26 protein-coding genes and 4 tRNA genes are annotated in these 26943 nt (G+C 69.2%); 24 read left to right on the top strand and 6 right to left on the bottom strand.

Features of this window, described 5'->3' with window-relative positions:
• The first annotated feature begins 2 nt into the window (after window positions 1-2).
• From ABT147_RS06455 to ABT147_RS06440, 4 genes are all read left to right on the top strand, one after another.
• A complete protein-coding gene (locus ABT147_RS06455; RefSeq protein WP_351402995.1) occupies window positions 3-1586 on the top strand; it encodes a complex I subunit 4 family protein in 1584 nt (527 codons plus the stop codon).
• Window positions 1583-3151 (top strand): NADH-quinone oxidoreductase subunit N, encoded by a 1569-nt coding sequence (locus ABT147_RS06450; RefSeq protein ID WP_502983033.1) that lies wholly within the window; start codon window positions 1583-1585, stop codon window positions 3149-3151. The genes ABT147_RS06455 and ABT147_RS06450 overlap by 4 nt, the downstream gene beginning before the upstream one ends.
• A 172-nt stretch (window positions 3152-3323) precedes the next feature.
• On the top strand, window positions 3324-4187 hold the full coding sequence (gene htpX, locus ABT147_RS06445) for a zinc metalloprotease HtpX (protein WP_351402994.1): 864 nt from the start codon (window positions 3324-3326) through the stop codon (window positions 4185-4187).
• A complete protein-coding gene (locus ABT147_RS06440; RefSeq protein ID WP_351402993.1) occupies window positions 4184-4582 on the top strand; it encodes a YccF domain-containing protein in 399 nt (132 codons plus the stop codon). Before htpX ends, ABT147_RS06440 begins: the two co-directional genes overlap by 4 nt.
• Window positions 4583-4646: 64 nt before the next feature.
• Here ABT147_RS06440 and ABT147_RS06435 read toward each other — a convergent pair whose 3' ends face one another.
• Window positions 4647-5903: an APC family permease gene (locus ABT147_RS06435; RefSeq protein ID WP_351402991.1), complete on the bottom strand. Its 1257-nt coding sequence runs from the start codon at window positions 5901-5903 to the stop codon at window positions 4647-4649.
• Between the two features lie 149 nt (window positions 5904-6052).
• Between ABT147_RS06435 and ABT147_RS06430 the strand changes: the two genes are divergently transcribed.
• Complete coding sequence (locus tag ABT147_RS06430; RefSeq protein WP_351402990.1) at window positions 6053-6319, top strand: GlsB/YeaQ/YmgE family stress response membrane protein; 267 nt, start codon at window positions 6053-6055, stop codon at window positions 6317-6319.
• 130 nt (window positions 6320-6449) lie between these two features.
• On the opposite strand, the gene ABT147_RS06425 is transcribed toward ABT147_RS06430, so the two are convergent.
• Window positions 6450-6938 carry a YajQ family cyclic di-GMP-binding protein gene (locus ABT147_RS06425; RefSeq protein ID WP_046918419.1) on the bottom strand — a complete coding sequence of 163 codons (489 nt, stop codon included), beginning with the start codon at window positions 6936-6938 and terminating at the stop codon, window positions 6450-6452.
• 168 nt (window positions 6939-7106) lie between these two features.
• Here ABT147_RS06425 and ABT147_RS06420 point away from each other — a divergent pair.
• Window positions 7107-7188: transfer RNA gene (locus ABT147_RS06420), tRNA-Tyr, on the top strand.
• A gap of 86 nt (window positions 7189-7274) precedes the next feature.
• Entirely contained in the window at window positions 7275-7481 is a 207-nt protein-coding gene (locus tag ABT147_RS06415) for a hypothetical protein (RefSeq protein ID WP_351402989.1), read from the top strand.
• A gap of 28 nt (window positions 7482-7509) precedes the next feature.
• Here the strand turns inward: ABT147_RS06415 and ABT147_RS06410 are convergent, their stop codons facing one another.
• Window positions 7510-8166: an SDR family oxidoreductase gene (locus ABT147_RS06410; RefSeq protein WP_351402988.1), complete on the bottom strand. Its 657-nt coding sequence runs from the start codon at window positions 8164-8166 to the stop codon at window positions 7510-7512.
• Window positions 8167-8288: 122 nt separating this feature from the next.
• Between ABT147_RS06410 and ABT147_RS06405 the strand changes: the two genes are divergently transcribed.
• Window positions 8289-9377, top strand: coding sequence for a hypothetical protein (locus tag ABT147_RS06405; RefSeq protein WP_351402987.1), 1089 nt, complete (start codon window positions 8289-8291; stop codon window positions 9375-9377).
• Between the two features lie 224 nt (window positions 9378-9601).
• On the opposite strand, the gene ABT147_RS06400 is transcribed toward ABT147_RS06405, so the two are convergent.
• A complete protein-coding gene (locus ABT147_RS06400) occupies window positions 9602-10870 on the bottom strand; it encodes an amidohydrolase family protein (RefSeq protein ID WP_351402986.1) in 1269 nt (422 codons plus the stop codon).
• Window positions 10871-11175: 305 nt separating this feature from the next.
• Here ABT147_RS06400 and ABT147_RS06395 point away from each other — a divergent pair.
• From ABT147_RS06395 to ABT147_RS06370, 6 genes are all read left to right on the top strand, one after another.
• Window positions 11176-11248 (top strand) — tRNA-Thr (locus tag ABT147_RS06395).
• 46 nt (window positions 11249-11294) lie between these two features.
• Window positions 11295-11367 (top strand) — tRNA-Met (locus ABT147_RS06390).
• 91 nt (window positions 11368-11458) lie between these two features.
• On the top strand, window positions 11459-11623 hold the full coding sequence (rpmG, locus tag ABT147_RS06385) for a 50S ribosomal protein L33 (RefSeq protein WP_003948671.1): 165 nt from the start codon (window positions 11459-11461) through the stop codon (window positions 11621-11623).
• 97 nt (window positions 11624-11720) lie between these two features.
• Window positions 11721-12173: an FAS1-like dehydratase domain-containing protein gene (locus ABT147_RS06380; RefSeq protein WP_351402985.1), complete on the top strand. Its 453-nt coding sequence runs from the start codon at window positions 11721-11723 to the stop codon at window positions 12171-12173.
• Window positions 12174-12188: 15 nt separating this feature from the next.
• Window positions 12189-12617 carry a MaoC family dehydratase gene (locus tag ABT147_RS06375; protein WP_351402984.1) on the top strand — a complete coding sequence of 143 codons (429 nt, stop codon included), beginning with the start codon at window positions 12189-12191 and terminating at the stop codon, window positions 12615-12617.
• 95 nt (window positions 12618-12712) lie between these two features.
• Window positions 12713-13825 carry a UDP-N-acetylmuramate dehydrogenase gene (locus ABT147_RS06370; RefSeq protein ID WP_351402983.1) on the top strand — a complete coding sequence of 371 codons (1113 nt, stop codon included), beginning with the start codon at window positions 12713-12715 and terminating at the stop codon, window positions 13823-13825.
• Between the two features lie 60 nt (window positions 13826-13885).
• On the opposite strand, the gene ABT147_RS06365 is transcribed toward ABT147_RS06370, so the two are convergent.
• Together ABT147_RS06365 and ABT147_RS06360 are read right to left on the bottom strand one after the other, a co-directional pair.
• Window positions 13886-14935 (bottom strand): adenosine deaminase, encoded by a 1050-nt coding sequence (locus ABT147_RS06365; protein WP_351402982.1) that lies wholly within the window; start codon window positions 14933-14935, stop codon window positions 13886-13888.
• Between the two features lie 132 nt (window positions 14936-15067).
• Window positions 15068-16294, bottom strand: a complete 1227-nt coding sequence (locus tag ABT147_RS06360; RefSeq protein ID WP_351402981.1) for a pyridoxal phosphate-dependent aminotransferase — start codon at window positions 16292-16294, stop codon at window positions 15068-15070.
• A gap of 251 nt (window positions 16295-16545) precedes the next feature.
• Between ABT147_RS06360 and ABT147_RS06355 the strand changes: the two genes are divergently transcribed.
• From ABT147_RS06355 to rpoB, 10 genes are all read left to right on the top strand, one after another.
• Window positions 16546-16618: transfer RNA gene (locus ABT147_RS06355), tRNA-Trp, on the top strand.
• A gap of 114 nt (window positions 16619-16732) precedes the next feature.
• Entirely contained in the window at window positions 16733-17020 is a 288-nt protein-coding gene (secE, locus tag ABT147_RS06350) for a preprotein translocase subunit SecE (protein ID WP_033528314.1), read from the top strand.
• 77 nt (window positions 17021-17097) lie between these two features.
• Window positions 17098-17946 (top strand): transcription termination/antitermination protein NusG, encoded by an 849-nt coding sequence (gene nusG, locus ABT147_RS06345; RefSeq protein WP_351402979.1) that lies wholly within the window; start codon window positions 17098-17100, stop codon window positions 17944-17946.
• 179 nt (window positions 17947-18125) lie between these two features.
• Complete coding sequence (gene rplK / locus ABT147_RS06340) at window positions 18126-18560, top strand: 50S ribosomal protein L11 (protein WP_005481290.1); 435 nt, start codon at window positions 18126-18128, stop codon at window positions 18558-18560.
• Window positions 18561-18663: 103 nt separating this feature from the next.
• Window positions 18664-19389: a 50S ribosomal protein L1 gene (gene rplA / locus ABT147_RS06335; RefSeq protein ID WP_033528317.1), complete on the top strand. Its 726-nt coding sequence runs from the start codon at window positions 18664-18666 to the stop codon at window positions 19387-19389.
• A gap of 219 nt (window positions 19390-19608) precedes the next feature.
• Window positions 19609-20478 carry an SCO4651 family lipoprotein gene (locus ABT147_RS06330; protein WP_351402978.1) on the top strand — a complete coding sequence of 290 codons (870 nt, stop codon included), beginning with the start codon at window positions 19609-19611 and terminating at the stop codon, window positions 20476-20478.
• Window positions 20479-20559: 81 nt separating this feature from the next.
• Complete coding sequence (locus ABT147_RS06325) at window positions 20560-21399, top strand: SCO4651 family lipoprotein (RefSeq protein ID WP_351402977.1); 840 nt, start codon at window positions 20560-20562, stop codon at window positions 21397-21399.
• 296 nt (window positions 21400-21695) lie between these two features.
• Window positions 21696-22226, top strand: coding sequence for a 50S ribosomal protein L10 (rplJ, locus tag ABT147_RS06320; RefSeq protein ID WP_257541717.1), 531 nt, complete (start codon window positions 21696-21698; stop codon window positions 22224-22226).
• A 127-nt stretch (window positions 22227-22353) separates the two neighbouring features.
• Window positions 22354-22737, top strand: coding sequence for a 50S ribosomal protein L7/L12 (rplL, locus tag ABT147_RS06315; protein ID WP_351402976.1), 384 nt, complete (start codon window positions 22354-22356; stop codon window positions 22735-22737).
• A gap of 647 nt (window positions 22738-23384) precedes the next feature.
• Window positions 23385-26870: a DNA-directed RNA polymerase subunit beta gene (gene rpoB, locus ABT147_RS06310; protein WP_351402975.1), complete on the top strand. Its 3486-nt coding sequence runs from the start codon at window positions 23385-23387 to the stop codon at window positions 26868-26870.
• Window positions 26871-26943: the final 73 nt, after the last annotated feature.

Genomic DNA, 26943 nt, shown 5'->3' with positions numbered 1-26943 from the left:
GCGTGATCGATATCAACGAGTCCGTGATGCAGGTCCTTCTGGCGTTGATCGTCGTCGGCCCGCTCATCGGCGCCGCCGCCGCTCTCCTGCCGGCCCCGCCCGGGCTGAAGGGGAAGTCACCCGAGCAGGGCGTGCTCCGCCACGGGATCACCGTGACCGGCGTGGTGCTCATCGCCGCGATCGTCCTCGCGCTCGGCTTCGACCACGACCAGCCGTCGAAGATGCAGGCCGGCACGGACATCAGCTGGATCCCGGCACTCGACGTGCGCATCCACCTCGGCATCGACGGCATCTCCCTCCCCCTTCTGGTCCTGACCGCGCTGCTGACCTTCCTCTGCGCGCTCTACTCCTACTTCAAGATGCCCACGGGCCCGTCCCCGAAGGCCTTCGTCGCCCTGCTGCTCGTCCTGGAGTCCGGCACCCTCGCGACCTTCGCCGTCCTAGATCTGCTGCTGTTCTTCCTCGCGTTCGAGATGGTGCTCATCCCGATGTACTTCCTCATCGCCCGCTGGGGCGGTGAGCAACGCACACAAGCCGCCTGGAAGTTCATCCTCTACACCCTGCTCGGTTCCGTGGTCATGCTGCTGGGCCTGCTCCTGATCGGAATCAAGGCGGGCACATTCGACATGGTGGCACTCGCCACTGACAATCACCCCGCCCTCACCACATCCGTGCAGGTCATCGCCGCTTTGTCGATCGGCATCGGGCTCGCCGTGAAGACCCCGATGTGGCCGCTGCACAGCTGGCTGCCGGACGCCCACACCGCCGCCCCGACCGTCGGCTCGGTCCTGCTGGCCGGTGTCCTGCTGAAGATGGGCACCTACGGGTTCGTCCGCATCCTGCTGCCGATCACCCCGGACGGGTTCCGCGTTTTCGCGCCCTACCTCGCCGCCTTCGCGGTCGTCGGCATCATCTACGGTTCCCTCGCCTGCCTCGCCCTCGCCAGGCAGGGCGCGAAGGGCGACCTCAAGCGCCTCATCGCGTACTCCTCCGTCGGCCACATGGGCTTCGTCCTCCTCGGCATCGCCACGATGACCCCGACCGGCGTGAACGGCGCCCTGTTCGCCAACATCGCCCACGGCCTCATCACCGGCCTGCTGTTCTTCCTGGTCGGCGCCCTCAAGGACCGCACCGGCACCACCGACCTCGACACCCTTGCCCGGGAGACCGGCGCCGCCCTCTACGGCAGGGCCCCGCGCCTCGGCGGCCTGCTCGCCTTCGCCGCCGTCGCCTCGCTCGGGCTGCCGGGGCTCGCCGGGTTCTGGGGCGAGATGCTGGCGCTGTTCGGCGCGTTCGAGCCCGCCGAGGGCCTCAGCCGCCCGGCCTTCCTCACCTTCATGACGATCGCCGCGTTCGGCACGCTCCTCACCGCCGCGTACCTGCTGATCGTGGTCCGCCGCGTCTGCATGGGCGCCGCCCCGCAGGACCCGGGGGAGGGGCCGCGGCTCGCGGACGTACAGGCGTACGAGTTCGCGGCATGGACCCCGCTCGTCGCCCTCACCGTCCTCGCCGGCCTCTGGCCTGCGGCCCTCCTCGGCCTGTCCGACCCGGCCGTGCAGCAGCTCCTCGCAGGAGGCACCCGTTGAGCCCCTTGGCCCAGCCGCCGTTTCAGGACCAGGCCCTGACGCAGCCCCAGAACCTGGCCGAGTCCGTCGTCCAGTCGGTCGACTGGCTCGCGATCGCGCCGCCCACCATCGCGGCGGTCGTCGCCCTCGCCGTCCTCGTCGCCGACCTCTTCGTGGGCGACACGAAGAAGGCCCTGCTCGGCTGGGCCTCCGTCGCGGGCCTGGTCGTCTCCCTGCTGGCCCTGGTGCCCCTCCTGGACGGCGACCGCGCCACCTTCTGCCTGACCGGCGCCCCGGACGTCTGCAGCTACACCGCCGACCGCTTCACCCTCGTCGTCCAGTTCCTCGTCCTCGGCGGCGCCCTCCTCGCCGCCCTGCTGTCGATGACGGCCCTGACCGACGAGAAGAAGACCCTGCCCGCGGGGGAGTTCTGGTTCCTGCTGCTGTCGTCCGCCGCCGGCGCCGCCCTCCTGCCCGCCTCCCGCGACCTCGCGACCCTCATCGTCGCCCTGGAGGTCGCCTCCCTGCCCGCCTTCGCCCTCGTCGGCATCCGGCTCGGCGACAAGCGGTCCTCCGAAGCCGCCCTGAAGTTCTTCCTGTCGTCCGTCACCGCCACCGCCGTCAGCCTCCTGGGCATCAGCTTCATCTACGCCACCACGGGCACCCTCTACCTCACCGAGATCGCCGACCGGATCCAGAACGTCGACGGCCAGTTCCACACCCTCACCCAGGCCGGCGTCGTCCTCACCCTCATCGGCTTCGCCTTCAAGACGGCCGCCGTCCCCTTCCACTTCTGGGTCCCCGACACCTACGTCGGCGCCCCCCTGCCGGTCGCCGCCTACCTCTCGGTAGTCGGCAAGGCGGTCGGCTTCTCCGGGCTGATCCTCGTCACCGTCGTCGCCCTCCCGTCGTACGCCGACGTCTGGGGCCCCGCCCTCGCGGCCCTGGCCGCCCTCACCATGACCGTCGGCAACCTCGGCGCCCTCAAACAGCGCTCCACGCGCGCGTACAGCGCGGTCCGGCTGCTCGCCTGGTCCTCCGTCGGCCAGGCGGGCTACCTCCTGGTGCCGATCGCGGCCGCCGCGTACGCCGACAACACCGACGACGCCGAGAAGGCCATCGGCTCCACCGTGGCGTACGCCCTGATGTACGCGGCCGTGAACCTGGGCGCCTTCGCCGTGGCCGCCCTCGTCGGCCGTACGAAGACCCTGAACCGCGTCAGCGACTACCGGGGCCTGTACGCGTCCAGCCCGCTCTCCGCCCTGCTCCTGGCCTTCTTCCTGCTCTGCCTCGCCGGACTGCCGCCCGGCATCATCGGCCTGTTCGCCAAGGTCACCGTCTTCGCGGCGGCCGTCGACGCGGGCCTCGGCTGGCTCGCCGTCGTCATGGCCGTCAACGTCGTGATCGCCCTCTTCTACTACCTCCAGTGGACGGCCCTGCTGTTCCGCGCACCCGAGGGCGCGACCGAGCCGCACCGCGTGCCCGCGCCCCTCACCGCCGCGCTCGCCCTCACCGGGATCGTCGGCGTCGTCCTGTCCGGCGCACCCCAGCTCGTCCTGCGCTTCGCCGGCATCGGCCTCTTCTAGAACGCTCTCCTCACCCGGACAGCCCTCCGGAGCCCTCCGGCCGGGCCGCGCGCACAAGGGAACTAGTGCCCCCCGCCTGGCGTTGACCAGTACGGGAGGGTCCACTGAGAAGTGGAGTCAACAGCAACAGCAAGCAAAGGGTTCCCCTGCCGCACGACTTGGAGGGCGTACCGTGCACCGCCGGCACAACGGGCTCAGGACCGCCGTACTCCTCGGGGGACTGTCCGCACTCATCATCGTCATAGGAAGCCTCTTCGGCCGTACGGGTCTGATCATCGCGGTCTTCATCGCCCTCGGCACGAACGCGTACGCGTACTGGAACAGCGACAAGCTGGCTCTACGCGCGATGCGCGCCCGCCCGGTCAGCGAGTTCGAGGCCCCGGCGCTGTACCGCATGGTCCGCGAGCTCTCCATGCAGGCCCGCCAGCCGATGCCCCGCCTGTACATCTCGCCGACGGACGCCCCGAACGCGTTCGCGACCGGCCGCAACCCGCGCAACGCGGCCGTGTGCTGCACCGACGGCATCCTGCGCCTCCTCGACGAGCGCGAGTTGCGCGGTGTCATCGGCCACGAACTGAGCCACGTCTACAACCGCGACATCCTCATCTCGTCGGTCGCCGGCGCCCTCGCCTCCGTGATCATGTTCCTGGTGAACTTCGCCTGGCTGATCCCCATCGGCCGCTCGGACGACGACGACGGCCCCGGCCTCCTCGGCATGCTGCTGATCATGATCCTGGGCCCGCTCGCCGCGTCCCTCATCCAGCTCGCGATCAGCCGCTCCCGGGAGTACGAGGCGGACGCCTCCGGCGCCCAGCTCACCGGCGATCCACTTGCGCTCGCCAGTGCCCTTCGCAAACTGGAAACAGGGACCAAGCAGCTGCCGCTGCCCCCGGAGCCCCGGATCGAGACCGCGAGCCACATGATGATCGCCAACCCCTTCCGGCCGGGCCGCGGATTCTCCAAGATGTTCTCGACACACCCGCCGATGGCAGAACGCATCGCCCGACTCGAGAAGATGGCAGGTCGCCCGCAGTGAAGACCATTCTGAACATCATCTGGCTGATCCTCAGCGGCTTCTGGCTCTTCCTCGGCTACCTGTTCGCGGGATTGCTTCTGTGCATCACGATCATCGGCATCCCCTTCGGCATCGCCGCGTTCCGCATCGGGATCTACGCCCTGTGGCCCTTCGGGTACAGCGCCGTCGAGCGCCGTGACGCGGGCGCGCCCTCCTGCCTCGGCAACATCCTGTGGCTGGTCCTGGCGGGCTGGTGGCTGGCGCTGACGCACATCTTCACCGGCCTCGTGCTCTGCGTCACGATCATCGGCATCCCCTTCGGCATCGCCAACTTCAAGCTCGTCCCGGTCTCACTGATGCCCCTGGGCCGCGAGATCGTCCGCTCGGACCAGCCGTTCGCCCAGCAGCGCTGGTAGCAGGCCGCACGCCGGGAGCGCGGGACCCGGAGCGGCGGCGTACGCCTCGACCGAGCGCCCCCGCTCAGCCGCTCCGCCCCGCCCACCACCGCCGTACGCCGTACGCCGCCGCCCCCGCGCCCAGCACGGCGGCGCCCACGCCCACCGACGTCGCGGGCAGCGCGAACGCCAGCACGACGCACCCGACGAGACCCACCGCCGGCACCACGCGCGCGGCGGGCGCCGAACTCAGCGTCCAGGCCGACGCGTTGGCGACCGCGTAGTACGCGAGGACTCCGAACGAGGAGAACCCGATCGCGCCCCGCACGTCGACGGTGGCGGCCAGCACGGCGACCACGGCACCGACGGCCAGCTCCGCCCGGTGCGGTACCCGGAAGCGCGGGTGCACGGCGGCCAGGGCGCCCGGGAGGTGCCGGTCGCGGGCCATGGCGAGGGTCGTGCGGGAGACGCCCAGGATGAGCGCCAGCAGCGACCCGAGCGCGGCCACGGCCGCCCCCACCCGCACCACGGGCACCAGCCCCGGCGCCCCGGCCGCCCGCACCGCGTCGGCCAGCGGAGCGGACGCCTCACCCAGCCCACCGGAGCCCAGCACCGACAGAGCCGCGACGGCGACGGCCGCGTACACGACCAGCGCGATCCCCAGCGCGAGCGGGATCGCACGCGGGATGGTGCGCGCCGGATCCCGTACCTCCTCACCCAGCGTCGCGATCCGCGCGTACCCGGCGAACGCGAAGAACAGCAGCCCGGCCGCCTGCAGCACCCCGCCCGCACCGCCCGACACCCCGACGTCCAGCCGCCCGGCGTCCGCCTCCGCGGACCCCAGACACACGACCACCACGGCGGCGAGGACCGCCAGCACCACCGCCACGATCGCCCGCGTCAGCCACGCCGACTTCTGGACGCCGCCGTAGTTCACGGCCGTCAGCGCCACCACGGCCGCCACCGCCACGGCGTGCGCCTGCCCCGGCCACACATACGTCCCCACGGTGAGCGCCATCGCCGCGCACGAGGCCGTCTTGCCGACGACGAACGACCAGCCGGCCAGATACCCCCAGAAGGCGCCGAGCCGCTCACGCCCGTACACATAGGTGCCGCCCGACGCCGGATACACGGCCGCCAGCCGCGCCGACGACATCGCGTTGCAGTACGCGACCACGGCGGCGACCCCGAGCCCGAGCAGCAGCCCCGACCCGGCCGCGCGCGCCGCGGGGCCCAGCGCGGCGAAGATCCCCGCACCGACCATCGCCCCGAGCCCGACGACCACGGCGTCCCCGACCCCGAGCGTGCGGCGCAGTTCAGCGCCCGATCCGGCCTGCGTCATACGCCGCACCCTACTGATCGCCGCAACCACCGGACGTCACCCGGGCGTCCTCCCGGACAACAAGGCAGGACGAACGGGCACCCGGCCCCTGTGGGGGAAACACAGCACGGGTACAGCACAGGTACAGCACGAAAGGGCAGGTTCACGGCATGAGCATCATCGGCTGGATCGTTCTGGGGTTGTTGGCCGGCGCCATCGCCAAACTCCTGCTGCCGGGCCGCGACCCGGGCGGCTTCATCGGCACGACCCTCATCGGTGTCGCGGGCGCGTTCATCGGCGGCTGGATCTCCGCCCGCTGGCTGGACCACCCGATCTCCGAGCAGTTCTACGACGGCGCCACCTGGGCGGCCGCGATCGGCGGCTCCCTGGTCCTGCTGATCGCCTACCGCCTGCTGTTCGGCCACTCCCGCCGCTGAGCGGAGAAGAGCCGAGAGACGAGAGACAAGAAGGGTGGGCACCCGGCCGATGCCGGGCGCCCACCCTTCCGCGTGGGCCTCGTAGGCCGCGTAGACCCCGTAGGTCTCGTAGAGCTCTACCTACGGGCGATCACCGGTAGTTGACGAACTGCACCGCGAAGTCGAAGTCCTGGCCCTTGAGAAGGGTGATGACGGCCTGCAGGTCGTCACGGCTCTTGGAACTGACGCGGAGCTCGTCACCCTGGACCTGGGCCTTGACGCCCTTGGGACCCTCGTCACGAATGATCTTCGCCACCTTCTTGGCGTTCTCCTGGGAGATGCCCTCCTCGATCGACGCGAAGAGCTTGTACTCCTTGCCGGACAGCTGGGGCTCACCCGCGTCCAGCGACTTCAGGGAGATCCCGCGCTTGATCAGCTTGGACTGGAAGACGTCGAGGATGGCCTTCACCCGGTCCTCGGAGTTCGCCTCCATCAGGATCTTCTCGCCGGACCACGAGATCGAGGCGCCGACGCCCTTGAAGTCGTAGCGCTGCGAGATCTCCTTGGCGGCCTGGTTGAGGGCGTTGTCGACCTCCTGCCGCTCGACCTTCGAGACGATGTCGAAACTGGAGTCGGCCATGTCCTGTGGCTCCTTGAATTCGAGGTATCGGGGGGCGACAAGCCTAGCCACCCCGCCCCCTCCGAGTACTGATCAATCAGGTGGCGGAGCACCCCCGAGCATCAGGTATCGTTTACGTCGTCGCCACGGAGCGCCGCCGAAAAGCGGTTCGAAGGACGACAAATCCCAGGCGGTGTGCCCGAGTGGCCAATGGGAGCGGACTGTAAATCCGTCGGCTTAGCCTACCCAGGTTCGAATCCTGGCGCCGCCACGTGGAGGGAAGCCCCTTCCGGACTGTGAGAACAGTCCGGAAGGGGCTTCTTCGTGTGTGCGAGGGCCGTGACGGACACTGATCGCATGTCATCACGTCGCAGAAACTGTCCCGAGTGCCGTCGTGAGATCGCCGTCGTGGCGGGGCGGTTCGCGCGGCACGATCCGCCGGGGGCGCGCGGGGACCTGGTGTCGTGTCCCGGGTCGCGCAGGCCGGCCGGGATCGGGGCGGCCCAGCCCGCGCTCGACGGCTTCGTCGTCCCCGACTTCCCCGGTCAGCTGCCGCTGTTCTGAAGCGAGGCCCCCGGTCCGGCGCGCTCGATCAGTTGCCCGCCACCGACTTCACGGCCACGGACACCGGCGTCGAACCGCTGATCAGCTCCAGCGTCAGACCGGCGGTGGCCGGGGTGTCCAGCAGTTCGGCGAGCGTCGCGGCCACGTCGTCACGGGGGACCGGACCGCGGCCCGTGGACGCCTCCAGCCGTACGAGGCCGGTGCCGGCGTCGTCGGTCAGCATGCCGGGGCGCAGGATCGTCCAGTCCAGACCGTCCAGACCGCGTACGTACGCGTCGGCCTCGCCCTTCGCCCGCTGATAGGTGTCGAAGATCTCGTCGCCCTCGTGCGCCGGGTCCGCGCCCATGGACGAGACGACGACGTGCCGGCGTACGCCCGTCCGCACCGCCGCGTCGGCGAACAGGACCGCGGCCCCGCGGTCGACCGTGTCCTTGCGGGCCGCCCCGCTGCCCGGCCCGGCGCCCGCCGCGAACACGGCGGCGTCCGCACCCCGCAGATGCTCGGCGACCTCCTCGACCGACGCCGACTCCAGATCGCACAGCACCGGTTCGGCACCGGCCGCGCGCAGATCGTCCGACTGTTCGGCGCGGCGGATGATCCCCGCGACCTCGTGGCCGCGCGCGGCGAGCAGACGCTCCAGCCGCAGCGCGATCTGACCATGTCCTCCAGCGATGACAATGCGCATGTCTTCGACCGTACGCCCGAAAGGATGCGTCTGCCGCGCAACCATCCGTCCGTCCCGTGTGTCTCAACAATGTTCGCCGTGTCGGCGAACGCCGGAATCACGGGGGGAACACCATCACCGCCATGCGTACTTCCACGCGCAAGACCGTCGTACGTACGTCCATGGAGCGCGCGTCCGCCACCGGGGCGCCCCTGGCGCGCCGCGCCTTCACCGGGGTCGGCTGCGCCGCGGCCGTGCTCGTCACGGTGGCCGCGTGCGGCACCGTCCAGAACCTCACCGCGGGGCAGAAGGTCGACAGCGCCGTCGAACAGCTCGGCGAGCAGAAGTCGCTGGCCTTCGGGCTGCGGCTCGACGCCGACCCGGACGACCTCGTCGCGCTGATGGGCGAGGACAGCGAGGAAGTGCCGCCGGAGATGGCGGAGTTCTTCACCGGGCTGCGTGTCGATGTGTCGGTCAAGTCGAAGAAGCCGTTGGCCGAGTCCGGGGAGAAGGACATCGCCGGCATGGGCATGAAGATCTCGGGCGACGAGGGCGTGCTCGCCGAGTACCGGATGGTCGGCGACTACACGTACTACCGCGCCGACATGCAGGCCATGGGCGACGCGATGGGCATGCCGTTCCCGACGGCCGACGACCTCGACGAACTCCCCGAGAGCGAGCAGCACTTGCGGCCCGTCCTGGAGGGCGACTGGGTCAAGGTCAACACCGCCGACCTGCAGAAGGCCGCCGAGGACGCGGGCGCGGGCTCCGGCGCGGGCGGCTCCGACGAGATCGACGCCAAGACCCAGCAGAAGATCCTCGACGCCGTCCGCGGTGTCGTCGCCCGTGAGGTCGACTTCAAGACCAAGGACGGCGAGGACGGCACCGAGGTCATCACCGCCAAGGCCAACTTCCGCGACCTGCTCACCGGCATCGTCGACAAGCTCCAGCCCCTGAAGGGCGATCTGCCGCCGGGAGCCGAACTGCCCACGGCCAAGGACATGAAGGACGCCCCGAACAAGAAGGTCGCGGTCGATTTCACCCTCAAGAACGGCGACCTGACCCGGATCGAGACCGACCTCGCCGTCCTCGCCGACGACCCGAAGGGTGCCAAGGCCCCCCTCGTCCTCACCTTCGGCAAGGCCGGCGACATCAGCGCGCCCAAGGGTGCCTCCGAGATCCCGGTCGACGAGTTCGGCGGCCCGCTCGGCGGCGGAATGCTCGGCGTCTGAGCGGTGGCGCCCTGACACCCGGCGCCTGACGCACCCACGTGCGGGACAGCCCGTCCCCGTGCTGGAACTGCGGGAACGCGCGCGTGCCCGCAGTTCCAGCACGCGCGCGTGAAGCACGAATCGAATCAACCCCACGCGCGCGTGCCCGCACGCCCACGCCCCGCACGTACGCCCATCACCCCAGGGCGCCCCCAGGACACCCCCAAAGCGCCCCCAGGACACCCTCAGGACGGCTCCCCCCGCCCCTGCCGCGGCAGATCCAGCGCCGCGCTCGCCGCCGAGCCGCCGTACTCCCGTACCGCGCTGGTACGCGCCACCACGCGCCCCCGGTGCACGACGATCCGGCTGTACGCGAGGGACAGCACCCCCGCGAGCCCGGCGCCGCGTACGGCGAGCAACTCGGCGGGAAAACCCGCCTCCACGCGCACCTCGGGCAGCCCGAGCGCGGCACGGGCCGCCCCGCTGACGGTGTCGTACGCCTCCTCGGGCCGCAGCCCGTACCGGGAGGCCAGCAGGAAGGCCGCCTCCAGGGGGTCCCCGCGGCCGACGGGGTTCGACACGTCCCGCAGCGCCCCGCTGCCCGCCGCGAGGCGTACGCCGGCCGCGCGCAGGAGCCGTACGGGCGCCGTGCCCCGGCGGTCCACGGTGCCGCAGCCGCCCTGGGGGAGGCAGACGACCGTGACGCCGGCCGCGGCGAGCTGGTCGGCGGCGCGGGAGGCGATCTGGGCGGGGAGGCGGGCGAGGCCGCCGCACGGGCCGAGGGTGACACCGGGCCGCAGACCCCCCGCCATGGCCGCGAGCCGGGCCAGCCGCGCCGGGTCGTCGCCGTCGGTGTGCAGATCGACCGGGCAGCCGTGCTCGGAGGCGATCTCCAGGACCGCCTCCACGTACCCGGTGGGATCGGGGTCCAGATCCGGGCAGCCGCCGACCACCGAGGCACCCATCTTCACCGCGTCCCGCAGGATCGCCAGCCCGTCCGCCCCGGCCACCCCGGTCAGCACCCGGGGCATCGCCACCGTCGTCAGCTCGACGAGCCCGCGCAGCGCCCGCCGCGCCCGGAGCACCGCCGTCAGCGCCTCCAACCCCTGGACGTCGCCCACGTGGACGTGTGAGCGCACCCCCGTGGCGCCGTGCCCGAGCTGCAGCAGCGCGGCCTCGGTGGCCCGCCGCTGGACGTCCTGCCCGTCGTACGGGACCGGCCCCTCGAAGTCGGCCGACAGGGCCGTGTCGCCGTGGGCGTGGGTCTCGACCGGGGCCGGCAGGAGCAGATGGCCGCCGAGGTCCACCCGGGTGGCGGGCGCCCCGGACCCGGCCGGGGCGGCGCCCAGACTGCCCGCCGTGCCGACCGCCTCGATCCGCCCGCCGCCCAGCCGTACGTCCACCACCCGGCCGTCGGTCAGGCGCGCACCGCACAGCAGCAGGGCGCCTGCCTCGTCCGGGCCCCAGGGCGGGCCGGACGAGGAGGGGGACGGCTGCGGCCGGCTGTCGGGCATCGCGCTCCTGGGGCTACAAGATCACGCAGAGTGAGTCGAGCCTAGGCGGGCGGTCCGCCGTCGTCGCGGAGGAGCGCAATAGTCGTACCGGCGCGGTTCACCTGACGGCCGACCACCGGGAGGACCGGGAACCGTGGTGTCCATGAGGCCCACGGGACCTGGGAAAACGGGGCGGACAGGCGCCGCGGGACAGCGGCGGAATGATCCCCTGACGCCCGCCGGATGATCCCTGGACGACCCGGGGACGGGGGCCGGGAAACGGATTTGGGCGATCGGCCGTGGGGCGTGTAATGTCTTCATCGCTCGCCCCAATAGCTCAGTCGGCAGAGCGTCTCCATGGTAAGGAGAAGGTCTACGGTTCGATTCCGTATTGGGGCTCTGGTGTGAAAGGTTCCCGTCGCAAGACGGGAACTGATCGCATCGCAGCGGTGTAGCTCAGTCGGTAGAGCAAGCGGCTCATAATCGCTGTGTCACCGGTTCAAGTCCGGTCACCGCTACTGACAGTAGCCGATTGCGGGGTCGGTCCTTCGATCGGCTACTCTTTTATGCGTTCAACCCTGTCCCATCCGTTCGTCAAGGAGCACTCACGTGGCTGCCACCGACGTCCGCCCGAAGATCACGCTGGCCTGCGTGGAGTGCAAGGAGCGGAACTACATCACCAAGAAGAACCGGCGTAACAACCCGGACCGACTGGAGATGAAGAAGCACTGCCCGCGTTGCAATGCGCACACCGCGCACCGCGAAACGCGATAAAACAGGCTCGTACGCGAGGCCGTCCCCGAGAGATCGGGGGCGGCCTCGCGTCGTTACATCGACCAGTACCGGTCAGTAGAGCAGGAGGTGCCGAGTCATGGCGCTCGACCAGTCCTTCGTGGGGCGTTCCTACCCGCCCACCGACCCCTACGAGGTCGGCCGGGAGAAGATCCGCGAGTTCGCGGAGGCCGTGGGGGACACCAACCCCGTGTACACCGACCCGGAGGCCGCCAAGGCGCTCGGGTACGCCGATGTGATCGCCCCGCCGACCTTCGTGTTCTCGATCACCTTCAAGGCTGCCGGTGAGGTCGTCCAGGACCCCCAGCTGGGCCTCGACTACAGCCGGGTGGTGCACGGCGACCAGAAGTTCGCCCACCGGCGCCCCGTGCGCGCCGGCGACCGGCTCACGGTCACCTCGACCATCGAGGCGATCAAGTCCCTGGCGGGCAACGACATCCTGGACATCCGCGGCGAGGTCCACGACGAGACCGGTGAGCACGTCGTGACCGCCTGGACCAAGCTCGTGGCCCGCGCGGCAGAGAAGGCCTGAGGACGTGAGGAACCGATGACCGCGAAGATCTCCTACGACGACGTCGAGGTCGGCACCGAACTGCCCGCCCAGAGCTTCGGCGTGACCCGCGCCGACCTCGTGCGGTACGCGGGCGCCTCCGGCGACTTCAACCCGATCCACTGGAACGAGAGGTTCGCCAAGGAGGTCGGCCTCCCCGACGTCATCGCGCACGGCATGTTCACCATGGCCGAGGCGATCCGCGTCGTCACCGACTGGACCGGCGACCCGGGCGCGGTCGTCGAGTACGGCGTTCGCTTCACCAAGCCCGTCGTCGTCCCCGACGACGAGCAGGGCGCCACCATCGAGGTCACCGCCAAGATCGGCGCCAAGCTCGACGACCAGACCGTCCGCGTGGACCTCACGGCCATGAGCGCCGGCCAGAAGGTCCTGGGCATGTCCCGCGCGGTCGTACGACTGGCCTGACAGCCGACAGCCGACAGCCGACAGCTGACAGCCGACAGCCGAGCGGCGAGCGGTGCGGAGTGGCTGGGCGTTGTCGGCCGCGGGCCGGTGGGGGCTTGTCGCGCGGTTCCCCGCGCCCCTCCCGGACGCGGGGGTCTCGTACTCTTGAGCCCGTGCAGGAACTCCACGACGCCCCCCTCGCCCCGCTGACCACCTTCCGGCTGGGCGGACCCGCGCGCCGGCTGATCACCGCGACCACCGACGACGAGGTGATCGCCGCCGTCCGCGAGGCCGACGACACCGGTACCCCGCTGCTGCTCATCGGAGGCGGATCCAACCTCGTCATCGGCGACCAGGGGTTCGCCGGCACCGCCCTGGTCATCGCCACGAAGGGCTACGCGCTCGACGGGACACGGCTGGAGCTGGCCGCCGGCGAGGTGTGGACCGACGCGGTCGCCCGCACCGTCGAGGCCGGGCTCGCCGGCATCGAATGCCTGGCCGGCATCCCTGGCTCCGCCGGCGCCACACCGATCCAGAACGTCGGGGCGTACGGCCAGGAGGTCGCCTCCACCATCACCGAGGTCGTCGCCTACGACCGCCGCACCCGCGAGACGGTCACCGTCCCCAACGCCGAGTGCGCCTTCTCGTACCGCCACAGCCGCTTCAAGGACGAACCCGAGCGGTATGTCGTCCTGCGCGTCCGGTTCGAACTGGAGGACGCGGACGGACTGTCGGGGCCGGTCAAGTACGCCGAGACGGCCCGCACGCTCGGCGTCGAGCCCGGCGACCGCGTCCCCCTCGCCCGGGCCCGCGAGACCGTGCTGAAGTTGCGGGCCGGCAAGGGCATGGTGCTCGACCCCGAGGACCACGACACCTGGTCCGCCGGCTCGTTCTTCACCAACCCGATCCTCACGGACGAGGAGTTCGCCGCGTTCCACGCGCGCGTGCGGGAACGCCTCGGGGCCGACATCACCCCGCCCGCGTACGCCGCCGGCGACGGCCACACCAAGACCTCCGCGGCCTGGCTCATCGACAGGGCGGGCTTCACCAAGGGGTACGGCACCGGCCCCGCCCGGATCTCCACCAAGCACACCCTGGCCCTCACCAACCGGGGCGCGGCCACCACCGAGGACCTGCTCACGCTGGCCCGCGAGGTCGTGACCGGGGTCCGCGAGGCCTTCGGCATCACCCTCGTCAACGAGCCGGTGACGGTCGGCGTCAGCCTCTAGGGCCTGTTGCGAGAGTGCGTGCCGGGCGTCGCGCGGCAGGCGCCACTTTCGCAACAGGCCCTAGGCGCCCTGGCCCGGCGGCCGGGCGAGCCAGTCGTCCACCCCGGAGAGGAGCTTGTTCCGCTCCTGCTCCGGTGCCGCCGACGCCCGGATCGACTGCCGGGCCAGCTCCGCCAGTTCGGCGTCCGTGAAGGCGTGGTGGTGGCGGGCGATCTCGTACTGGGCCGCCAGACGGGAGCCGAAGAGCAGCGGGTCGTCCGCGCCGAGCGCCATCGGCACCCCGGCCTCGAACAGAGTCCTCAGGGGGACGTCCTGCGGCTTCTCGTAGACACCGAGGGCCACGTTCGAGGCCGGGCAGACCTCACAGGTGATCCCCCGGTCCGCGAGCCGCTTCAGCAGACGCGGGTCCTCCGCCGCGCGCACCCCGTGCCCGATCCGTGAGGCGTGCAGATCGTCCAGGCAGTCACGCACCGACGACGGGCCGCTCAGCTCACCGCCGTGCGGCGTCGACAGCAGGCCCCCCTCGCGGGCGATCGCGAAGGCCCGGTCGAAGTCCCGTGCCATGCCCCGGCGTTCGTCGTTGGAGAGCCCGAAGCCCACCACACCCCGGTCCGCGTACCGCACCGCGAGGCGGGCCAGCGTGCGCGCGTCCAGCGGGTGCTTCATCCGGTTCGCGGCCACCAGCACCCGCATCCCGAGCCCGGTCTCCCGCACGGTCGTGTCCACCGCGTCGAGGATGACCTCCAGCGCCGGGATCAGCCCGCCCAGCCGGGGCGCGTACGACGTCGGGTCCACCTGGATCTCCAGCCAGCCCGAGCCGTCCCGCACATCCTCCTCGGCGGCCTCCCGCACCAGCCGCTGGATGTCCTCGGGCCCTCTGACGCACGAGCGCGCCGCGTCGTACAGCCGCTGGAACCGGAACCACCCTCGCTCGTCCGTCGCCCGCAGCTTCGGCGGCTCCCCGCTGGTCAGCGCCTCGGTGAGCGCCTCGGGCAGCCGCACCCCGTACTTGTCGGCCAGCTCCAGCACGGTCGTGGGCCGCATCGACCCGGTGAAGTGCAGATGCAGATGGGCCTTGGGCAGTTCAGAGAGATCACGTACACGCTCCATCGCCCGATCCTGCCGTACGCCGACGCCGTACCGGTAGCGGAATCCTCGAACGTGGTCTTGCTCGCACAAGCGAGTGGGCCGCACCTACGACAGTCGTAGACGCGGCCCACCACGGAGAACGGAACACGGACCTCAGTCCGTGGCCTCCGCCAGCAGCTTCTGGATACGGGAGACGCCCTCGACGAGATCCTCGTCACCCAGGGCGTACGACAGACGCAGATAGCCGGGAGTGCCGAACGCCTCGCCGGGGACGACCGCGACCTCGGCCTCCTCCAGGATCAGCGCGGCCAGTTCGACCGAGTCCTGCGGGCGCTTGCCGCGGATCTCCTTGCCGAGCAGCTCCTTCACCGACGGGTAGGCGTAGAACGCGCCCTCGGGCTCCGGGCAGAGGACGCCGTCGATCTCGTTGAGCATCCGCACGATGGTCTTGCGGCGGCGGTCGAAGGCCTCCTTCATCTTCTCCACGGCCGACAGATCGCCGGAGACGGCGGCCAGCGCGGCGACCTGCGCCACGTTGGAGACGTTCGACGTGGCGTGCGACTGCAGGTTCGTCGCGGCCTTGACCACGTCCTTCGGGCCGATGACCCAGCCCACGCGCCAGCCCGTCATCGCGTACGTCTTCGCGACACCGTTGACCACGATCGTCTTGTCGGCCAGCTCCGGCACGACCACGGGCAGGGAGTGGAACTCGGCGTCGCCGTAGACCAGGTGCTCGTAGATCTCGTCGGTCAGGACCCACAGGCCCTTCTCGGCGGCCCAGCGGCCGATCTCCTCGATCTGCGCGCGCGTGTAGACCGCGCCGGTCGGGTTGGAGGGGGAGACGAAGAGCAGCACCTTGGTGTTCTCGGTGCGGGCCGCCTCCAGTTGCTCGACGGAGACCCGGTAGCCCGTGGTCTCGTCGGCGACGACGTCGACCGGGACACCGCCGGCGAGACGGATCGACTCCGGGTACGTCGTCCAGTACGGCGCCGGGACGATCACCTCGTCGCCCGGGTCGAGGATCGCGGCGAAGGCCTCGTAGATCGCCTGCTTGCCGCCGTTGGTGACGAGGACCTGCGACGCGTCGACCTCGTAACCGGAGTCGCGCAGGGTCTTCGCGGCGATGGCGGCCTTCAGCTCGGGCAGACCGCCGGCCGGCGTGTAGCGGTGGTACTTCGGGTTCCTGCAGGCCTCGACGGCCGCCTCGACGATGTAGTCGGGGGTCGGGAAGTCGGGCTCGCCGGCGCCGAAGCCGATCACCGGACGTCCGGCGGCCTTGAGGGCCTTGGCCTTGGCGTCCACGGCGAGGGTGGCGGACTCGGAGATCGCGCCGATACGCGCGGAGACCCGGCGCTCGGTGGGAGGGGTTGCAGCGCTCATGGACCCCATCGTTTCAGACACGAAACGCGCCGGGCACGCGGGTTTCACAGACTGAACAGCGGCGGAACAACCGTTTGTATCCGCGGCGGGAAACGGTCGATCTTCGACGAGCAACGCCCCTACGGACGCTTTCTGTTCGACGGCAGGCCTCGGACCACGTATGCTCTCTCCTCGTTGGCCTTCACCGGCCGCGCCCGTCAGGTGCACACCGAGCACCCGGTCGGATGCGGTACGTTGGGGGAGAACCGCAAAGGGTCGTAGCTCAATTGGTAGAGCACTGGTCTCCAAAACCAGCGGTTGGGGGTTCAAGTCCCTCCGGCCCTGCTACACACTCCTCACGCCAGGATGTGTGCGCATGTACGTACAGCAATGTTCCGCCGTGCGGCTCAGACCGGGCGCGGCACGGCCACGACCCGGACCGGAATCAGGTGAGGATGAATGACGGACGCCGTGGGCTCCATCGACACGCCTGATGCCCAGGACGAGGTGCCCGAGGACAAGAAGAAGACCCGCAAGGGCGGCAAGCGTGCCAAGAAGGGCCCGCTGAAGCGTCTCGCGCTCTTCTACCGCCAGATCGTCGCGGAGCTGCGGAAGGTCGTCTGGCCGACCCGCTCCCAGCTGACGACCTACACCACGGTGGTCATCGTCTTCGTGGTCATCATGATCGGTCTTGTGACTGTGATTGACTTCGGACTAGACAAGGCCGCCAAGTACGTCTTCGGCTGAGCCGAAAGCGAAGGGCGCCGTAACCTGGCGCCCCTTTCGCGTGTTCCACCCCCATGTATCCAGGAAGAAGCAGCCACGTGTCTGACCCGAACCTGAACGACGCCATCGAGCCGGACGAGTCCGTGGATGATGAGCTCGACATCGTCGAGGGAGCGGACGAGGTCGACGAGTTCGAGGCTGCCGAAGCCGAGGCGGGGGAGCCGGCCGAGGAAGAGGCCGTTCACGTCGAGGAGGACGAGAGCGGCGACGCCGACGACTCCGCGGACGAGGACGCTGCCGAAGAGGCCATCGAGGAGGAGACCGCGCCGGTCGACCCCGTCGAGGCCCTGCGGGAAGAACTGCGGACCCTGCCCGGCGAGTGGTACGTCATCCACACGTACGCCGGTTACGAGAACCGCGTGAAGACCAACCTCGAACAGCGTGCCGTCTCGCTGAACGTCGAGGACTTCATCTTCCAGGCCGAGGTGCCGCAGGAAGAGGTCGCGCAGATCAAGAACGGCGAGCGCAAGACGATCCGCCAGAACAAGCTTCCCGGGTACGTCCTGGTCCGTATGGACCTGACGAACGAGTCCTGGGGCGTCGTCCGCAACACCCCCGGTGTCACCGGCTTCGTGGGCAACGCCTACGACCCGTACCCGCTGACCCTGGACGAGATCGTCAAGATGCTCGCGCCGGAGGCCGAGGAGAAGGCCGCCCGCGAGGCCGCCGAGGCCGAGGGCAAGCCGGCTCCCGCCCGCAAGGTCGAGGTCCAGGTGCTGGACTTCGAGGTCGGCGACTCGGTCACCGTCACGGACGGCCCGTTCGCCACGCTGCAGGCGACCATCAACGAGATCAACGCGGACTCGAAGAAGGTCAAGGGTCTCGTCGAGATCTTCGGCCGCGAGACGCCGGTCGAGCTCTCGTTCGACCAGATCCAGAAGAACTAGCCGGTACCGGTTCCTTCTGGGCTCACCGCTTCCGACCAGGTCAGACGGGCTGTCAAAAGCTTGTCTGACCTGCTCGGTTTTTAGCCGCGCATCTATACCCGCTATCGTTGTGCGGTATGCCTTCAGCCGGGACGCGACCTGGGTGGGGGTGCACTCGAATCGAAAGGACCCGGAGAGCAATGCCTCCCAAGAAGAAGAAGGTCACGGGGCTCATCAAGCTCCAGATCAACGCCGGTGCGGCGAACCCGGCCCCGCCGGTCGGCCCCGCGCTCGGTCAGCACGGCGTCAACATCATGGAGTTCTGCAAGGCCTACAACGCCGCGACCGAGTCGCAGCGTGGCTGGGTGATCCCGGTGGAGATCACGGTCTACGAGGACCGCTCCTTCACCTTCGTCACCAAGACGCCGCCGGCCGCGAAGATGATCCTCAAGGCCGCGGGTGTCGAGAAGGGCTCCGGCGAGCCGCACAAGACCAAGGTCGCCAAGATCACCGAGGCGCAGGTCCGTGAGATCGCCACGACCAAGCTCCCCGACCTGAACGCCAACGACCTGGACGCCGCGTCGAAGATCATCGCCGGCACCGCCCGTTCCATGGGCATCACGGTCGAGGGCTGAACCCCACCTTCGTAGAACCCCGCGGCCGACGTATGAGCGGTCGCACGTGGCAGGGCCCGCTCGGCCCGTACCACGACTCCTTTCAGAACACACAGGAGCAGTTGTGAGCAAGCGCAGCAAGGCTCTCCGCGCTGCGGACGCCAAGGTCGACCGGGACAAGCTCTACGCCCCGCTCGAGGCCGTCCGTCTCGCCAAGGAGACCTCCACGTCCAAGTTCGACGGCACCGTCGAGGTCGCCTTCCGTCTGGGTGTCGACCCGCGCAAGGCCGACCAGATGGTCCGTGGCACCGTGAACCTCCCGCACGGCACCGGTAAGACCGCCCGGGTCCTGGTCTTCGCGACCGGTGACCGTGCCGAGGCCGCGACCGCCGCCGGCGCCGACATCGTCGGCTCCGACGAACTGATCGACGAGGTGGCGAAGGGCCGTCTGGACTTCGACGCCGTCGTCGCCACCCCGGACCTCATGGGCAAGGTCGGCCGCCTCGGCCGCGTGCTCGGTCCCCGTGGTCTCATGCCGAACCCCAAGACCGGCACCGTGACCCCGGACGTCGTGAAGGCCGTCAACGACATCAAGGGCGGCAAGATCGAGTTCCGCGTCGACAAGCACTCGAACCTGCACTTCATCATCGGCAAGACGTCGTTCGACGACACCAAGCTGGTGGAGAACTACGCCGCGGCGCTGGAGGAGATCCTCCGTCTGAAGCCGTCGGCCGCCAAGGGTCGCTACATCAAGAAGGCCGCGATCAGCACCACGATCGGCCCCGGCATTCCGATCGACTCGAACCGCACCCGCAACCTCCTCGTCGAGGAGGACCCGGCCGCCGTCTGAGCCCCGCGCTCACCGGCCGCCGTGTCGCGGTAGCACAGCCAGAGGACGAGCCCCGCACCTTCCGAGGTGCGGGGCTCGCCCCTTTTCGTCCGCGCCCCTCTCGCACATGTCCTCTCGGCATACGGGCCTTTTGGGCATATGGGTGGGCACCGGCGCGCAAGTGTGCTGCCCTGGAGTGCGGTGTGCGGAGCACGGCGATCTCCCTGGGGGTGGGGACGGATGACCGGTACGACCAGGTGTCGCCGTACGGTCCTGACGTTCGCGGTGGCGGCCGCGCTGACGGGGGTGGCGGCCTGTGGAGCCCCGGACCCCGGCGAGGGCGGCGGGAGCGATCCGTTCGCGGCGCTCAGGCTCGCGGAGGAGTCCACCGGCGACGCCGACTCGTCGAGGATCGAGTCCACCGCGGACATGGGCGACCTGATGTCCATCGAGGCGGACGGTGAGGTCGACTGGGCCGACGGCCTCAACGGCGCCATGACCATCACCTACACCGGCGGCCAGGCCGCCGACCAGATGGGCCGGCTGGGCATCACCTCGACCCGGGCCCGCTATCTGCCCGACGCCTATTACGCGGACATGGGCGACCTCTTCGCCGGGCAGTACGGCGGCAGGCGGTGGATCCGGTACGCGTACGAGGACCTGGACGAGATGATCGGCGGGGCCTCCGGCGCCTATGTGCGCGAGCACTTCAAGAGCGTCACACCGAACCAGTCCGTACGGCTCCTGCTGGCCTCCGGCGACGCAGACAGGACCGGCGAGGAGGACGTGCGCGGCGAGCGGACCACGCACTACGCGGGCACGGTGGACGTCGCCGACCTCCAGGAGCGCGACGCGAACCTCGGCGAGGAGGCGCGGGCCGAACTGGCGGAACAGCTGACGGCGTCCGGCATCACCACCGTGGCCATCGACCTCTGGATCGACGACGACAACCTTCTGGTCAAGAAGACCGAGGAGGCCGAGACCGCGAACGGCGTGGTGAACTCCACGGTCCACTACAGCGACTACGGCATCGACGTCACGACGGAGAAGCCGCCGGCGGGCGACACCGTCGACTACAAGGAGCTCATGGGGTCGCTGCCGACGAGCTGACCCTCGACGGACGACCACGCTCCCTCCGGGATAAGGTCCCTGGCGGCCCGCAGCGACGGGTCAGAAGACCACGGGGGACACATGAGGTTTGCCACACGCGGTTCCGCACGCCGCCAGGCCGTCGGAGCCGCGACCGCGGTCGCGCTGCTGGCCGGCGCGAGCGCCTGTACGGACGGCTCGGCGAAGACGGAGTCGTCGCGGGAGAAGGCCGTCTCGGCCGTGACCAGGGCGGCGGACCACATCGGGGACGTCTTCACCCTGCGCTACCGGATGGCCGGCCGGACGCCGAAGGGCGGCCTCGTCGAGGCCGAGGCCGAGCGGCGCCCCGGCTCCACGTTCGCCATGGTCATGAACGCCACTTCCTTCAGGCAGGGGGCGGACGGCCGCAAGTGGGAACTGCGCGCGGTCGACAGAGGGCTGTACATCGGTGGTGAGACCGAGGTCAGCACCGCCGACCAGTACTGGACCAGGTTCGATCTCGACACGGCCCGGGAGATGGGCGACCCAAAGGCCGTGGAGTACGTCGCCGACGACCCGGTCGACCAGTCCACCTTCCTCGTCGGCTCCGAGGACGTCGAGCGGCTCGGCACCAGGAACGTGGACGGCGTCAAGACCACGCACTACCGGGGAACGGTCAGCCGCAGCGGGCTCCGCGCGGCCCTGAAGGGCGAGAGCGAGGCCGTCCGGGAGCGGCGCTACGCCCAGTTCGTGGGACTGGGCGCACCCGTGATCACGGTGGACCAGTGGATCGACGGTGCCGACAGGACCAAGCGATTCCGCATACGGGCGACCGGTGCCACCGGTGCGTACGACATGACCGTCACCTTCGTCGAGTTCGACCAGGGGATGCTCGTCGAGCCCCCGCCGGAAGGGGACACCTTTGATCCGGGTGCGCCGGAGGAGGACGTGCGGGAGTCCTGAGCGGCGTCCCGCGAGGGCGGATTTGCTTGACACGTCCTGTGTCATCTACTCTCCACAGGAAGCCAAAGACCGCTGGTCGTTGCCGTGTGCTCGTGAGAGGGCGCGGTGGCCGAAGGATCCGCTGAACGCTGCGGACGACCCGCGCAGGTGATTGTGGAAGTTGCTCCTGGTCCGGTTCCGTCGTCGTACGGGATTCGTCCGGTAGAGCTACGCCCCGAGCGCCTGCGCCGGGGCGTTTCGTTTTGTCCCAGCCCCTTCTGAGCGGTCCTCATCACCCGGAAGGAGGCCGACGCTCTATGGCAAGGCCCGACAAGGCTGCCGCGGTGGCCGAGCTCGCGGAGCAGTTCCGTAGCTCGAACGCCGCTGTGCTGACCGAGTACCGGGGTCTCACCGTGGCGCAGCTCAAGACGCTGCGTCGTTCGCTCGGTGAGAACGCCCAGTACGCCGTGGTGAAGAACACGCTGACCAAGATTGCGGCCAACGAGGCCGGGATCTCGACGCTCGACGACCTGTTCAACGGTCCGACGGCAGTCGCCTTCGTCACCGGTGACCCGGTGGAGTCGGCGAAGGGTCTTCGTGACTTCGCCAAGGACAACCCGAACCTCGTCATCAAGGGCGGTGTCCTTGACGGCAAGGCGCTGTCCGCCGACGAGATCAAGAAGCTTGCGGACCTCGAGTCCCGCGAGGTTCTGCTCTCCAAGCTGGCGGGTGCCTTCAAGGGCAAGCAGTCCCAGACTGCGCAGCTCTTCCAGGCGCTTCCCTCGAAGCTCGTCCGCACCGTGGACGCCCTTCGCGCCAAGCAGGACGAGCAGGGCGGTGCCGAGTAACTCGGCTCGCGAAATGACCGCCGCCTGAGGCTTGGCGCCTTAAGGCAACGGTCGTAGCGGGCCGATCGTACGCCCGCCAGACATGTACATACCGGCACCAGCCGAATTAGTGGAAGGATCGCCCATCATGGCGAAGCTCAGCCAGGAAGACCTGCTCGCGCAGTTCGAGGAGATGACCCTCATCGAGCTCTCCGAGTTCGTGAAGGCGTTCGAGACCAAGTTCGACGTCACCGCCGCCGCCGCGGTCGCCGTTGCCGGCCCCGCCGGCCCGGGCGCCGTGGCCGAGGCTGTCGAGGAGCAGGACGAGTTCGACGTCGTCCTCACCGGCGCCGGCGAGAAGAAGATCCAGGTCATCAAGGTCGTGCGTGAGCTGACCTCCCTGGGTCTGAAGGAGGCCAAGGACCTCGTGGACGGCGCCCCGAAGCCCGTTCTCGAGAAGGTCGCCAAGGAGGCCGCCGAGAAGGCTGCCGAGTCCCTCAAGGCCGCCGGCGCCTCCGTCGAGGTCAAGTAAGGCCTCGCTGGTCCGCCAGCTCCTTCGATCCGCGAGGATCGCTGCGGGACAGTTCTGAGACGAGTGTCAAAAACTCGTTCGAGGCTGTAACGCGAACGTACCGAAGGGCGATCACCCAACTGGGTGGTCGCCCTTCGGCGTTCCGGGACGTCGGGCGAGGGCTGCCTTGCACTGTCGGTGGCGACGAGTATGGTGATCTTCGTCGTGCCTCCGAACGCCCCAGGTGACGAGCCGCGAGTGACGATCGCGGCACCCGGATCGGGTATGAGGGGCCTTGACGAACTGCACGCAGCGCGCAATTCTCAGGACGCGTCGTCACACCGATCCGAACTCCGAGGCATGGATCGACGGCGAAGAGGGCAGTATCAACGTGCATTGAGGGCGTGGGCTTGCGCAGGTGTCGAGAACAACGAGGGTCTCGAGAAACCCGCACTGGACATCAGTGTGCCAAGTGGCTACACTGACCCTTTGCGCTGCCTGTTAGCTGTCCCCTGCCCGTCACCAGGGGCATGCCCTCACTTGAGCATCGATGAACAGACCATTCCTGACCTGGCCTTTTCCGCCAGTTCAGGAACCGCCTGCTCTCTTTGCGCAGGAGAGGGGCCGGTACGCGCGTAGTGAGTCCGAGCCCTCGGAAGGACCCCCTCTTGGCCGCCTCGCGCAACGCCTCGACCTCGAATACGAACCCAGCCGCCAGCACTGCCCCGCTGCGCATCTCTTTCGCAAAGATCAAGGAGCCTCTCGAGGTTCCCAACCTGCTCGCGCTGCAGACCGAGAGCTTCGACTGGCTGCTCGGCAACACCGCCTGGCAGAGTCGGGTCGAGGAGGCTCTGGAGAACGGACAGGACGTCCCCACCAAGTCCGGTCTGGAGGAGATCTTCGAGGAGATCTCCCCGATCGAGGACTTCTCCGGGTCGATGTCGCTGACCTTCCGTGACCACCGCTTCGAGCCGCCGAAGAACAGCATCGACGAGTGCAAGGACCGTGACTTCACGTACGCGGCCCCGCTCTTCGTCACGGCCGAGTTCACCAACAACGAGACCGGTGAGATCAAGTCCCAGACGGTCTTCATGGGCGACTTCCCGCTCATGACCCACAAGGGCACCTTCGTCATCAACGGCACCGAGCGTGTCGTGGTGTCGCAGCTGGTCCGTTCCCCCGGTGTCTACTTCGACTCCTCCATCGACAAGACGTCCGACAAGGACATCTTCTCCGCCAAGATCATCCCGTCCCGGGGTGCCTGGCTGGAGATGGAGATCGACAAGCGCGACATGGTCGGTGTGCGCATCGACCGCAAGCGCAAGCAGTCCGTGACCGTCCTCCTCAAGGCACTCGGCTGGACCACCGAGCAGATCCTGGAGGAGTTCGGCGAGTACGAGTCCATGCGCGCCACCCTGGAGAAGGACCACACCCAGGGGCAGGACGACGCGCTGCTCGACATCTACCGCAAGCTGCGTCCGGGCGAGCCCCCCACGCGTGAGGCCGCGCAGACGCTTCTGGAGAACCTGTACTTCAACCCGAAGCGCTACGACCTCGCGAAGGTCGGCCGCTACAAGGTCAACAAGAAGCTGGGTGCGGAGGCTCCGCTCGACGCGGGCGTCCTGACCGTCGAGGACGTCATCTCGACGATCAAGTACCTGGTGAAGCTGCACGCCGGCGAGACCGAGACGGCCGCGGACAACGGCCAGACGATCGTCGTCGAGACCGACGACATCGACCACTTCGGCAACCGTCGTCTGCGCAGCGTCGGCGAGCTCATCCAGAACCAGGTCCGTACGGGTCTGGCGCGTATGGAGCGAGTCGTCCGTGAGCGGATGACGACCCAGGACGTCGAGGCGATCACGCCGCAGACCCTGATCAACATCCGGCCGGTCGTCGCCTCCATCAAGGAGTTCTTCGGCACCAGCCAGCTGTCGCAGTTCATGGACCAGAACAACCCGCTGTCGGGTCTCACCCACAAGCGCCGTCTGTCGGCTCTTGGTCCGGGTGGTCTCTCCCGTGAGCGGGCCGGCTTCGAGGTCCGTGACGTGCACCCCTCGCACTACGGCCGTATGTGTCCGATCGAGACGCCCGAAGGCCCGAACATCGGTCTGATCGGTTCGCTCGCCTCCTACGGTCGCGTCAACGCGTTCGGTTTCGTGGAGACGCCCTACCGCCGGGTCACCGACGGTGTCGTCACCGACGAGGTCGACTACCTGACGGCCGACGAAGAGGACCGATTCGTCATCGCGCAGGCCAACGCCACGCTCGACGACGACCTCCGCTTCACCGAGAACCGCGTCCTGGTCCGCCGTCGTGGCGGCGAGGTCGACTACGTCCCCGGTGACGACGTCGACTACATGGACGTCTCGCCGCGCCAGATGGTGTCGGTCGCGACCGCCATGATCCCCTTCCTGGAGCACGACGACGCCAACCGTGCCCTCATGGGCGCGAACATGATGCGTCAGGCCGTGCCGCTCATCAAGAGCGAGTCCCCGCTCGTCGGCACCGGCATGGAGTACCGCTCCGCCGTCGACGCCGGCGACGTGGTCAAGGCCGAGAAGGCGGGTGTGGTCCAGGAGGTCTCCGCCGACTACATCACCACCGCCAACGACGACGGCACGTACATCACGTACCGCCTGGCCAAGTTCGCCCGCTCCAACCAGGGCACCTCGGTCAACCAGAAGGTCATCGTCAACGAGGGCGACCGGATCATCGAGGGCCAGGTCCTGGCCGACGGTCCGGCCACCGAGAACGGCGAGATGGCCCTCGGCAAGAACCTGCTCGTGGCGTTCATGCCGTGGGAGGGTCACAACTACGAGGACGCGATCATCCTGTCGCAGCGCCTCGTGCAGGACGACGTCCTCTCCTCGATCCACATCGAGGAGCACGAGGTCGACGCCCGTGACACCAAGCTCGGCCCCGAGGAGATCACCCGGGACATCCCGAACGTCTCCGAGGAGGTCCTCGCCGACCTCGACGAGCGCGGCATCATCCGGATCGGTGCCGAGGTCGTCGCCGGCGACATCCTCGTCGGCAAGGTCACGCCCAAGGGTGAGACCGAGCTGACGCCGGAGGAGCGCCTGCTGCGCGCGATCTTCGGTGAGAAGGCCCGTGAGGTCCGTGACACCTCGCTGAAGGTCCCGCACGGCGAGATCGGCAAGGTCATCGGCGTCCGCGTCTTCGACCGTGAAGAGGGCGACGAGCTGCCGCCGGGCGTGAACCAGCTGGTTCGTGTCTACGTGGCGCAGAAGCGCAAGATCACGGACGGTGACAAGCTCGCCGGCCGCCACGGCAACAAGGGTGTCATTTCCAAGATCCTGCCGATCGAGGACATGCCGTTCCTGGAGGACGGCACCCCGGTCGACATCATCCTCAACCCGCTCGGTGTGCCGTCCCGAATGAACCCGGGACAGGTCCTGGAGATCCACCTCGGCTGGCTCGCCAGCCGCGGCTGGGACGTCTCCGGCCTCGGCGAGGACTGGGCGAAGCGTCTGCAGGTCATCGGCGCCGACTCCGTCGCCCCTGGCACCAACGTCGCGACCCCGGTCTTCGACGGTGCCCGCGAGGACGAGCTGGCCGGCCTGCTCCAGCACACCATCCCGAACCGCGACGGCGAGCGCATGGTGCAGCCGACCGGTAAGGCGAGGCTGTTCGACGGCCGCTCCGGTGAGCCGTTCCCGGACCCGATCTCGATCGGGTACATGTACATCCTCAAGCTCCACCACCTGGTCGACGACAAGCTGCACGCCCGGTCGACCGGTCCGTACTCGATGATCACCCAGCAGCCGCTGGGTGGTAAGGCCCAGTTCGGTGGCCAGCGCTTCGGTGAGATGGAGGTGTGGGCGCTGGAGGCTTACGGCGCCGCGTACGCCCTCCAGGAGCTGCTGACCATCAAGTCCGACGACGTGACCGGCCGCGTGAAGGTCTACGAGGCCATCGTCAAGGGCGAGAACATCCCCGAGCCCGGCATCCCCGAGTCCTTCAAGGTGCTCATCAAGGAGATGCAGTCCCTGTGCCTCAACGTGGAGGTGCTGTCCTCGGACGGCATGTCCATCGAGATGCGCGACACCGACGAGGACGTCTTCCGCGCTGCGGAGGAGCTTGGCATCGACCTGTCCCGGCGTGAGCCGAGCAGCGTCGAAGAGGTCTGACGGGAGTTCGGAGGCCTTCGCCATGAAGGCCTCCGGCCCCAGGACCCCCGTATCAGACCCCATGACTTACAAC

Source organism: Streptomyces sp. NPDC001868, assembly GCF_040297125.1.
Lineage (GTDB): Bacteria > Actinomycetota > Actinomycetes > Streptomycetales > Streptomycetaceae > Streptomyces.
This window is presented reverse-complemented; position numbering and strand designations above follow the sequence as displayed.